The following is an 11,569-nucleotide window of genomic DNA, read 5'->3' as shown; positions in this document are numbered from 1 at the left end:
GCCGGGTTTCAAATCGTCACTGAAAACGAATTCAACTGAAGATATTCCATGCCCTGGAATCGGCTGGTTGTCTAAAACCTACGGTAGTGTAGGCGATGGTGGGGATGATGCAATCTGTATTCCAATAAATCGCTTTGCCATCCGCCCGTCGAAACACGCGTGGGCCGGAGCAGAGGCGGGATGCGGAAGCAATCGAACGCGTCCGTTTTCAAACGGATCGGTTCGAGCCCGCATGGCCTCAGGTCATTCGCCGCCGATCGGCGGGAAATGGATCGGTGGATGTTTGGCCGTCAGCCAGAGCCACGGGGCGATCACGAACAGCGAGGGCAGAAACAGGAAGGGCAGCACGACAGCGAGCGGGTAGGCCCACCAGTCTGGTTCACGGGCGGGACGTTCGGGTGGCGCCCAATGCGCCGGCAACCAGACCATCAATCCGTAAACAAAAATCCACAGCGCGAACATTCCGAGGCTCTGCGGTCCGAACGCAAGAGATTCACAGAGGATGCCGGTGAGACCAAAAAGGACAAAGGCGGCGAACGGCGAGAATCTTCTCCAGCGAAGCAACACCGCCCAGCCGATGAACAACGGCACAAAAATGACAACGCTGTGATAAAGGACGACGTCGAAGTAATTCGCGGACGCCGTGGCGTAGGCCTGGCCGGTCCGGACGCCGAACAGCGGGGCGCAGTTGGTCATCAGAGTGGTGATCGCCTCCTCGAGGAGGGCCAGCGACGTGCAGCCCAAAACAAACTTGAGCATCCAGGGCAGGCGAACGCGCGCGGCCATGCGGCACCAGAGATCGCGCCAGCGCCACATCGCCAGACCGCAGACACCGATCCACAAGATGATCAATCCCCAGCCCATGCCAACCACCGCGCGTTGCACGGGATTTTTCCATACGACGGCCAGAACCAGACCGGTGGTGGCGACGAGCCAGGCGGCGAGGGCCCCGACGAAAACGGCACGCCAGCCCGCTCTGCGCTTACCCGCGGGCTGTGTGGCCGGCATTTCAAGTATCGGATCAATTTCGTCTGGCATGGGTTGCGCAATTCATACCGAAGAGTGAAACGATTTCCAGACCGCAATCGGAGCGGATCGCGCCGTGGCGGCCGCGAAGGATGGTAAACGTTTACCGCCGGTTCGTCCGTCGGGGTGGTACGAAGCGCCACGGGAAACAACGCCGCGCTGTTCGGCACGCCGGATCGAAAGCGGGAGCCGGACAGGTCAGCCGGACGCGCCAGTCTGCGGAGCGGGCCGGTCGTTCGGCGGTTCCGCTGCTGATGGAGCATCCGCTTTTTTCGGTCGCTTGTCGCGGGGCAGGGGAGTGAGCAGGACGTTCAGGTCCCGGTCACCGAGCATTTTGGGGGGCGAATCGGCATGGCCGTACGCGCCGGCCGCGAGCACAAACCGGTTCATGACGTCGAAGCCGATTTCCTTGTGGGCCTTCTGGCGTCCTTTGAACCGCAGTTTGACCCTCACCTTGATGTCGTCGGAAAGGAACTCGATGGCATGGGCGAGCTTCACTCCGAAATCGTGCGGATCAATCACGGCGCTGATCTGTAGCTCCTTCATCTTGCTGCCGGACTGGCGGCCGTGCGATTCCTTCGCCTTCTTGGATTCCTCGTAACGGAATTTGCCGTAATCAACGATGCGGCACACCGGCGGCGTGGCGGTGGGGGCGATTTCAATGAGATCCAGCCCCTTGTTTTGGGCCAGGCGCAGGGCGTCGCTGAGCGACATGACGCCGAGCTGTTGTTTGTTTTCGTCGAGAACCCGGATTTCGCGGGCGCGAATCTTTCCGTTTCTACGATGCTGGGGTTCCCGAGGTGCGAAGCGACGCGGAGGAAAGTGGCTCAATGAGCCTCCGTCAATTTAAGTTTTGGCATTCAGTTTCGGTCTGTGGCCTTTCGGCGAACGATTTTGTTTGTTTGATAACCAACAGGCGTCAGTTTCGCATCGAATCGCCCGCCCGCAAGCAGAATGTGCGGCGAAAATCCCGCCTGCCGGGGACGAACCGGGCGCATGAAGTTGACCGAAAATCCGGAGTGAGCCGGGTCCAATTGAAGTTTTGCCACCCTTGACGAGTTTGGCACCTTCGGAGGAAGCCCGAAAGGGCGACGCGCCCGGGCGAGGTTGCGCGGCATGGTCGGGCGGCGTCGCGGAGCGCGGTGAGGCGTCGGATCTTCTACGGATTGATTTCACCGCCGTCCGAAGTTCCGAGGAAGGTTTCGAAAAAAGCGTAGATTTGTTCGTTAGATTCTTCGGTGGGTGGGTGGCCGGACCGGTTGGTCATGGCCACCCGGTTTGTGCGGCCTAGCAGACGGTTCACCTCCACGATCCGGTTCAGCGCGCGCCACCGTTCCGGCGTGTCCTCCGATCCGCCGGAGACGAGAAAGGGCCGCGGCGCCATCAGCGCGAGCAACTCGTGCAGGTCATGGCCGCTGGTGACAAGGCGTTCGTAGGCGCCGGTGCGCGGGTTGTCGGGCGTGATCATGCCGGGCTTCCGCGCACGGGTTTCGCCCCGACCGAGATACCACGGTTCCCAGTAGTTGACGTTGGGGCGTGCTTCGTCGAACACGACGCCCGGATCGGACCAGACGCCGCAGGCGAATTTTTCATTGAGACACGCGGCGAACATCGCCCATTTACCGCCGTAGGAATGGCCGACGACGCCGATCCGGCGCGCGTCCACCTGTCGAAGACCGGCGAGGGCGTTGGCGCAATTCGCGGCGACGTAAGCGAGGAAGGAAAGCGGCTGGCAGGAGGCTTCTCCCGTATCCGGTTTGCGGGCGTCGCCGCCGGGCGAGCCAATGCTTAATGTGACAAATCCGCGGCGCGTGAGCTGCAATCCGAAGTCGTGCAGATCGGCCGGGCCCCGGCCGATGCCCGACTCCGGCTCGTAATAAGGCACGAGCACCGCGGGAAACGGACCGGTTCCGTCCGGCACCAGCAGGTAGGCGTCGGCCATCTTTCCGCGCGCGATTTCGACGCGGACCCTGTGCTGGGTGAAGTTCTCGCGATGCGTCTCCGCGAGCCATTCCATGCGCGGCCGCTCCAGCAGGGCGGGCCACGCCCCCATCAACCGGTGCCAGTACGCGAGGATTTCGCGGCGACGCGCCGCCCAGTCCTCCGCCGTCCGCACGGGCCTGCCATCGTCAAACTCCAGCAGTGTGCGATAACGGCCGAAGTCCTCCGCGAGCGCGGCGGGCGGGTGGAAGAACGGCGCAATGCGCCGGGCGGCGGGTTCGGTGTCGCCCCGCCAGCCCGTGGCGTCGAGACGGCGAAATTCCGCCTGCACATCGCCGCCCTGGTAAAAAGAAAGCCAGCCCCGCAACCGTTTCGTTTCGCCGGGCGCGCAGTCGGGAAATTTGGGATCCGAATGCAGGCAGGGGACGGGGGCGTTTGCCCACGGGTGATGGCACGGTTCCCAGGCCGTGATGATCCAGCGACTGCCGTCATCCGAGCGGCAGGCAACGTACGGATTGGACAATATCTTGTTCGCGTTTGTCTGCGCGTTGAAGCCGGCCGCGCCCTTGAGCATGACGCAATTCTGCACGCGCAAATCGCTCAGCGTTTCACGGGTGCCGTTTCTGAGCCACATTTCCATGCGCACACCGTCGGCGCCGGGCCGGACGCGCGTTCCGAAAGCAATTCCATCGGGCAGCACGCGTTCGAAATCAAAGGTGCCGTCCACGCGGCGGTTCCATTCGAGGCTCTGTAAGGCAAGATTCTGTTTCGACCACACGGTGGGAACGTGCGTGTGCGCGAGGTAAATCAGACCGAGGTTCGACCAGAGGGCTTCGGGCACGTCCACTACAACATAGCTCGCGGGGTCCCACGGCGTGAAGACACTGACCTTGGTTTCGCGCTGCGGGTCAACGGCGCCGTCCAGAAATCCGATGCGTGGATGGCGTCCACCGGGATAGGGCAACACGAGCAACGGGGCGTCGGGCCGGCGGGAAGGGCGGTTGGCCGGCGTGATATTGAAACGTTCGAGCGCGGCGCGGATTTCCGAATCCGACAGACTCGTGGCTGCGCGAATTTCCTCAACACTGAAACGATGGTGCCAGACCATGTTTTCCAGCCAGAAACGGAGTTCGGCGTCGTTGGACGGCCTGCGCGCGTTGGCGAACTCCGATCCGGCGCCGATGAGGAACCCTGACGGCAGGATCAGAACGCAGGCCATGGCGTGAAGCCACCGGAGCCGTTTGTGGCATTGCGCGCGCATGTGGCAAGTAGCGGCAACGATTGCAGGCACGTCAAGGGTGAATCGGATCGGACAGAGCACCGGGCGCGCGCTCAATGCTCCGGATTCGGCGTGGCGCGACGTGTGCCAGGAATTTCCCCGCATCGTCCCGGCGCAGAAATCGTCCGCTGCGATTTGGTCTTGGTTCCCGCGCTCTGATGCGGTTGAATCCGCACCGGCCAAATCAACCGCATCGCACGATGAAAGACCCAATCATGATCGCGCGCTCGTTCGCAACCTGGCTTCAACTGAGCGCACTCGTGTTTCTCGGCCCACCAATTCTCGCCCAGTCTCCGTCGTCCGCGCCGATGCAGACGCTTTACTACATTCCTCACACGCACTGGGAGGGAGCGGTGTTCAAGACGCGGGAAGGATATCTGGAGATGGGCCTGCCAAACATTTTGACGGCGGTGCGTCTGCTAAAGACGTACCCGGAATACAAGTTTGCGCTGGACCAGGTCGCCTACATCAAACCCTTTCTGGAGCGGTATCCAGAGGAGGAAGCGGCGGTCCGCAAATTCATCGCCGAGGGAAGACTCGAGATCGTCGGTGGAATGGACGTGATGCCCGACGATGTGAAACCGGGAGGCGAACTGTTCGTGCGACAGGTCCAGTACGGCAAACGATACTGCCGCGAGAAGCTTGGCGTGGATGTGACAACGGGCTGGTTTCTTGATACGTTCGGCCATCATCCGCAGATGCCCCAGATACTCAAGCTGGCGGGCTACAGGTCGTTCTGGTTTTGCCGCGGAGTGCCGGATAATCAGCTCCCTTCCGAATTCCACTGGCAGGGAATCGACGGCACCGAGATTCCCGCCTTCTGGCTTCCGGGTTTTTACGGCCTGTTTTATGGGCCGCCGCGCGATCTGACGGGGTTCACAAGGTTTTTTCGGGAGCGGTTCGATTCGTTGAACCCGCACGCGCGGGGCACGGAACGGGCCGGGCTCGCGGGCGTGGACGTGTCGGAGCCGGAAACGTACGTGCCGCCGTTGATCGAGCAGTTCAATCGCCAGACGAACGCACCGTTCAGAATTCGCTACTCGGTGCCGGCGGATTTCGAAAAGGTGGTCGCGCGACGCTCCAACGCGCCAGTCATCCGCGGCGATTTCGATCCCATTTTTCAAGGGACCTACAGCAGCCGGATCGAACTGAAACAGCGAACCCGGGAACTGGAGCAGTTTCTGTTGACGGCGGAAAAACTGAACGCGTTGGCGGACTGGCTGGGGACGCCCCCCGACAACGCGGCAATCTGGAGCGCCTGGGAGCCGGTGCTGTTCAATCAGACGCACGATCTCGCTTCCGGCGTCATGACGGACACGGTGTACGAGGACACCGTGCGCGGTTACGAGTTTTCAAAACGTCTTGTGGACGAAGTCATCAACACCCGGTGGGAAAGCATCGCGGCTCGCATCGATACCCGTGGCGAGGGCGTTCCGATCGTTGTATTCAACCCGCTGGGCTGGCCACGCTCGGACGTCGCCGAAGTGGAGGTCGGATTTGCCGGGACAGGAATCACCGGCATCGACTTGCGAGGGATCGACGGAAAAAATGTGCCCATTCAACTTCTGCACGCAGACCGCTACGACGACGCCGGATTGAAACGCGCGAGAATTGCTTTCCTGGCTCGGGAAGTTCCGGCGCTTGGTTATTCAACCTATCACGCGATCGCATCCTGGAAAACGAACATCTCTTCCGAGAGCGACAGCGGGACGTCGGGCACCAACGCCATCGAGAATGAATTCTGCCGCGCTTCTTTCAGCCCGGCCACGGGTGAATTGACCAGCCTGTTCGACAAATCGAGCCGGTGGGAGGCGCTGGCCGCTTCGGCGAACGTTGTATCGCGTCAACAGGACAAGGGAGATTTGTGGGAACTGTATCGTGGGCTTGACGGCGGCAGCTTTATCGCGATGACCAATCAGCAGGCAACGCCAAAGCCCGGCGAGGCGCAATTCAGCAGCGGGTTCAGCGGGACAAACGGGACGGTTCGTCGCGGGCCCGTGTTCTCGGAGTTCTCCGTTTCGCACGCGTTCGCCAACGGCAGTTTTGCGACCCGCGTCAGACTGTACACCGGCTTGCGGCGGGTTGACGTACAAACGCAACTCGTCAACCACGAAAAATACGTCCGCTACCAGGCTCTTTTCCCGACCGCGATTCAACACGGTCGGAACGTCCAGGAAATTCCATTCGGTTCCGTCGAACGGCCCATCGGTATCGAATTTCCGGCGCAGAACTGGGTGGATTACAGTGACGGGCAGCACGGTGTCACGCTGCTCAATGCCGGGCTGCCCGGAAACCTCGTCACTTCCGACGGCACGCTGATGCTTTCGCTGATGCGATCGCATAATCTAGGCGCGTACGGCTTTGGAGGCGGATACGAACCGGGCATGAGTTCGGAGACCGGATTTGAATTGGGAAAGGAACTTACGTTTCATTATGCGATCGTTCCCCATACGGGCGACTGGCGCCAGGCCGGAGCGTGGCGCGAGGGCATGGAGTTCAATCATCCCCTGATGGTCCGCAAAACCACGGCCCACGTCGGGCCGCTGCCCGGTCGTTGGGGCTTGTTGGAAATCCCCGATCCCAATGTGGTGCTGACCGCCTTCGAATCGGGAAGCGATCGCGGCAAGGTTTTGCGGGTCTATGAAGCGAGCGGCCAGAGTGCGCCGGGAACGAAGATCAAACTGAACGCCAGAGTCATCTCCGCCCGTGAAGTGAACCTGATGGAAGATCCCGGCAGAGCGCTGAAGGTTCGCAACGACACGGTGCAGTTTGACTTGCACCCGTTTGAAATCAAAACGATCAAGCTGCAACTCGCGCCGGCAAAGCGGGGCGCGTGATCCGCTTCTGCGTTTCCGGCACGCGCCCCTTCCTTTCCGGCGCTTCGGAAGAGCCTCAAATCCTTGTGGACGGCCTGACCGGGGCGGAGGATGTGTGCGCGAAGCGCGCGGGGTCACACTTTGGTTCTCGGCGTTGGTGGAGTGACGAGCTCGGGCCAATATTAGCTTTGACATTGAAACGCCGGGGGCGGAACGTCGCTACTTATGCTGGTATTCCTTATCCATGTCCGTGACCCGCAATTCTACGCCCTTCCCTCCAAGACCCGCGCAAAGAACGGGCGCATACGGGTGATGGGCTTCCCGCCGATCGGCATCATGTCGCTGTCGGCGGTGTTGAAACGCGCGGGCCACGAATGCGTGATGTTCGACCAGGCGAATCCCGACACACCCAATGAAGTCATCATAGACGAGATCAATAAAAGGCAGCCGGCCCTCGTGGGGTTGAGTTTTCTGAGCACGACCAGTTATCCGTACGCGAAAATTCTCGCCCGCACGATCCGCGCCACGAACAGCAAGGTGAAACTGGCGTTCGGCGGCGTGTTCGCCAGTCTTAATGCCCCGCTCGTCAAGCTGCAATGCCCGGAGGTGGACTTCGTCTGTCGCGGGGATGGCGAGCAATTGCTCCTCGATCTTTTGAACCACCTGGATGACCCGACGCCGGTCGAGAGCGTGACCTGGATGAAGGACGGGAAGATCGTGGAAAATCCGAACCGCAAACCGGATCGCAATCTTGACCAATGGCCATTTCCGGACCGCGAAAGCCTGCCTCTGGATTTCGTTGAGTCCATGCCGCTGGATGTTCCTGCGGTGCTGTCGCTGGACCGGTTCACGACGATGCAGACCTCGCGCGGCTGTCCGTGGACATGCGTGTTCTGCGACATTCCGATTTTCAACGAGGGCAAGTGGCGTTCGCGGAGTCCTCAGCATGTCCTGGCCGAGTTCAAGCAATTGCAGGAGCAGGGGTATGGCGCCGTGTATTTTGTGGACGACCACTTCCTTCTGCAACCGAAACGGATCGAAGCGATCTGCAACGGCCTTGTCGAGCAGGGCAACACGATTCAATGGGGCTGCGAGGGCCGCGTGGATTCCGTCGCCCAGCATTTGTTCCCGGCGATGGCCAAATCCCATTGTCGCACGCTGATGTTCGGGCTTGAAAGCGGGAGCCAGAAGATGCTCGACCGGTTGAGAAAGGAGCAGACGCTGGAGGAAATGGAGACCGCGATACGAAACGCCAAGAAATCGGGCATCGAAATCGTCCATGGATTTTTCGTGGTTGGCATTCCGGGGGAAACGGTCGAGGACATGAAGGCGACCTTTGACTTCGCGGCAAGGCTTCCGCTGGACACGTTCGGGTTCAACCGGCTTTGCGTTTATCGCGGCACGCCGTTGTGGCAGGAGTTTGTGAAACGCGGCCTGCTCAACGAGGCGACCGATTGGTACAAGTATTTCAAGTGCTCGGCAATTGATCCGACCTGTCTGCAAGGGGAACTGATCAACGACACGCGCCGGGCGGGATTGCGTCATCTGTTCATCTACAAGCTGCTCCATTATCCGGTGCAGACCTTCAAACTGCTGCGGCGTTTCCTGCGTTACATGCCGGCGCGCGACGTGATTTATCTCATCATCAAACCGTTCCTCGGAAAGAAAAGAGGGGCCACGAAGGCGGAGGTGCTGTCGCGCGCGGTCGAACACGGAGAATCGAAGGACGCGGCGGCGCTGCTCACGCAATTGAGCGAGGAACGGCTGGAGCACGTATTTCAGGAATCCATGGCCGAACGCCGGCGCATTCAACAGGAGGCCGGGATGGCGGCATCCACACACTGAGAACCGCGGTGCCATCGTCAGAAGTCGGACTCTCGACTCATGGTTGGGGCCGGAGCAGTTTGCGGATTGCTGACAGGAGGACGCCTTCAGCCTCGGGGCCAACGTTTGAAGCCGTCGGACTTGTTTCGTAACCGCCTTCTTTGTAGGCGACGGCAGTGCCGATATACCAGGGCGCGTAATCTCCATAGGCGGCAACGGCGACGAACCGGCCGGGCCGTTCGGCTTTGGCGGCCAGTTGGTATTCCACGAAAAGTTCGCCCGGAAGGTACAGAATTCGCGCGTTGCCCAACGCGAGACAGCCAACATCAATCTGGCGCTTCGCCCGGCAACGCCGCAACCAGGCAAGGCGCGACGCGCCGCCCTGCGCGAGAAAGTCCGGATCCCGGTCCTTCAATTGTGTTTCCAGTGTTTCAATGCTGAGATGTTTCGCAGGAGAGATGGATACGGGCTCGACCGTCCAGCTTACGTCTGCAGCCGAGATGGGCCGGCGTTTGGTGCTCTCCCAGGCGCGGCGCATCCCGCCGGCTAGCCGTTCGGCAAGCACGAGACGATTCGTTGGAGAACCGTCGTTATATTTGCCCGCGCCAATGTTGCCTCCTGCGCCGTTGAAATGAACATGCAAAGCCGCCGGGACTGCCAACTGGCGGAAGAAACGCGCGACTCCGGGGAAATCCGGATTTGGAATTCCGGTGCGGTAATAACTCTGGGGATGAGTCGCGTAGTAACTCAGCACGGCCACGGGCCGTTCTCCATTCCAAAAACTCACGAGTGACACAACGGGGTCAATCGTGCCTTCCGGTTCGGCGCGAACCTGCGGGTCCGTGGTGGCCGTCCAACGAACCGCGCGGACCTTGCCATCCGCCCCCAGAATGCGGCGGTTCGATGCAACTTTTTCGACCCGGGCCTCACCCAGACCGAGGTCAGTGACCGGCTCCGCCCGCGACACGGATTCCCGCACCGCCGTTTCCAGATTGGTGAGAATCCGGCGTTGGAACCCGCCTTCGTACTGCCGCGGATCAAGCCCTGCCGCTTTAAGGATGCGCTCTGCCGAAAAATCACAATCGGGGGCGTCGTGCTGGTGCAAGGTGTGAACAGCTACTCGATGGGGAGTCGTGTGCGCCCCACGAGCCAGAGTCTCTTTGAAGGCGTCCTGTCCCTCGTTGGCTATGCCGATCCAATCCACCGCACAAAGCACGATCGGCTCACCGGCGCCGAGTAATACGATGCCGCGCGCCCTCAGTCCGAGATCCCAGCGATTGGTTACCGGATCGTAGGCCATCATCGAACCAATCGGCGGTGTGGCATCGATGTCGAATGTGGCAATCTGCAACGCGGCCGGCCTCGAGGTCGCAGCATTTGCAGATTCCGCGCTCCGGGGCGAGATGCCAGCGATGCAAAGCGCAAACAACGCGAATGGAAGGCGGGTGAACATGAACGGAGGATAACAGTCCCTGCATTGGAAAGGAATTGGAGAATGCAACCGTCTTCGGGAAGTGGCCGACCGAACAAAGGGGAAATCGAACACGTCAATCAACGCTCAATCCGTCCAGCCAGATGGTGAACGGTTCGGCGTCCCAGGAATCAAGCGAAAGACCGATTCCGGTGACAAGCCTCAAATCGATTCTTCCCGAATCCGTGCGCGTCCAGTCCGCGTCGCCGGCCAGCGGTACTTCCACGGGCATCCACGTCCAGCGCGCCTCGCTGAACGGAAGGTCGCCGAACAGGTTTCTTCCCTTGGACGGTTCGATCTTCACTGAACCGTCCTTGCAATAGAGCCAGAGCACCGGCCCGGGATTCTGAAAGCCGGAAAGGTTCGGGTTCACCGCCTTGATCCAGAATCGGATTTTTGTTTTTGCCGAAAAATCCCATTTCGCATCGCGCGCGCCGGGGAAAATCGCGGTGGCGTACATGCCCGGATACGGATCGGGCGTGAAGCGCAGTGACGACTTGCCAACGATGGAATCCGCGTCCTGGACGAAGCGCATCTTTCCGCGTCCGTCATTGTTGCCTTCGAGCTCGAAGCCCCATTGCGCAGCCTGGCCTTCCGTGCCGATCTCCTCCTTCACCGGTGCGGTCACGATCAGGTCCCGCCACGCGAGATCCGCCAGCGCGCCATTGTCAACCGTCAATCCAAGCCGGTAAAAACCGGGCCTGACGAAAGTGTGTTTGAAGATCGGGTGGTCGCCAGTTAAGTCGCCGACCGTCCAATGGAAGTGGAGTGTCCGGCCTCCGGGGTCGCGGCTCGCACTTGCGTCGAAATTGAGCGTTTCACCGACGACGCCGACGGCGGGACCGAGCAGGTCCGCACTCGGCTGGCGTGTTGCGAGGAAATCGGCCGCGTCTGCTCGGAGATTGGTCACGTCGGCGAAGTAGTTTGCTTCCGTGTTGTTCGTGATGCTGTTGTTTGCGATCCAGATATCGTCGCCCCAGCGGCCCCAGATTCCCCAGCGGTTTTCCTCGAGGCGGTTTTGCTGAATTATCCAGTGTTGCGTGCGCCAGCGTGCGCCCTTGGACGCCACGTCGCCGCGAAAGACAATGCCGCCGCCGTTGTTGTGATGGCACCAGTTGCCGCTGACAAGAGTATGGCTGGACGGGCCGCCCACAATCACGATGCCTCCGTGTCCAAAGCCGGGTTCAGGCGCATTATGGTTGCCGTTGGTCT

7 protein-coding genes are annotated in these 11,569 nt (G+C 60.8%); 2 read left to right on the top strand and 5 right to left on the bottom strand.

Going from position 1 to position 11,569, the window contains the following annotated elements; genetic code table 11:
- Positions 1-243: 243 nt before the first annotated feature.
- The 3 genes from VN887_13880 to VN887_13870 all read right to left on the bottom strand — a co-directional run bounded on the left by VN887_13880 (position 244) and on the right by VN887_13870 (position 4,186).
- Complete coding sequence (locus tag VN887_13880; protein ID HXT41096.1) at positions 244-1,038, bottom strand: hypothetical protein; 795 nt, start codon at positions 1,036-1,038, stop codon at positions 244-246.
- A 186-nt stretch (positions 1,039-1,224) separates the two neighbouring features.
- On the bottom strand, positions 1,225-1,857 hold the full coding sequence (infC, locus tag VN887_13875; GenBank protein ID HXT41095.1) for a translation initiation factor IF-3: 633 nt from the start codon (positions 1,855-1,857) through the stop codon (positions 1,225-1,227).
- A 328-nt stretch (positions 1,858-2,185) separates the two neighbouring features.
- On the bottom strand, positions 2,186-4,186 hold the full coding sequence (locus VN887_13870; protein ID HXT41094.1) for an alpha/beta fold hydrolase: 2,001 nt from the start codon (positions 4,184-4,186) through the stop codon (positions 2,186-2,188).
- A 260-nt stretch (positions 4,187-4,446) separates the two neighbouring features.
- On the opposite strand from VN887_13870, the gene VN887_13865 reads away from it, so the two are divergent.
- Both VN887_13865 and VN887_13860 read left to right on the top strand, forming a co-directional pair.
- Positions 4,447-7,083 carry a glycoside hydrolase family 38 C-terminal domain-containing protein gene (locus VN887_13865; protein HXT41093.1) on the top strand — a complete coding sequence of 879 codons (2,637 nt, stop codon included), beginning with the start codon at positions 4,447-4,449 and terminating at the stop codon, positions 7,081-7,083.
- 204 nt (positions 7,084-7,287) lie between these two features.
- Positions 7,288-8,907 (top strand): radical SAM protein, encoded by a 1,620-nt coding sequence (locus VN887_13860; GenBank protein ID HXT41092.1) that lies wholly within the window; start codon positions 7,288-7,290, stop codon positions 8,905-8,907.
- Positions 8,908-8,944: 37 nt separating this feature from the next.
- Here VN887_13860 and VN887_13855 read toward each other — a convergent pair whose 3' ends face one another.
- Both VN887_13855 and VN887_13850 read right to left on the bottom strand, forming a co-directional pair.
- Entirely contained in the window at positions 8,945-10,339 is a 1,395-nt protein-coding gene (locus tag VN887_13855) for a hypothetical protein (protein HXT41091.1), read from the bottom strand.
- Between the two features lie 94 nt (positions 10,340-10,433).
- Positions 10,434-11,569 (bottom strand): PKD domain-containing protein (locus VN887_13850; GenBank protein HXT41090.1); only part of this gene is annotated, 1,136 nt, incomplete at its 5' end.

Source organism: Candidatus Angelobacter sp. (assembly GCA_035607015.1).
In the GTDB taxonomy this organism is placed as follows: Bacteria; Verrucomicrobiota; Verrucomicrobiia; order Limisphaerales; family AV2; genus AV2.
This window is presented reverse-complemented; position numbering and strand designations above follow the sequence as displayed.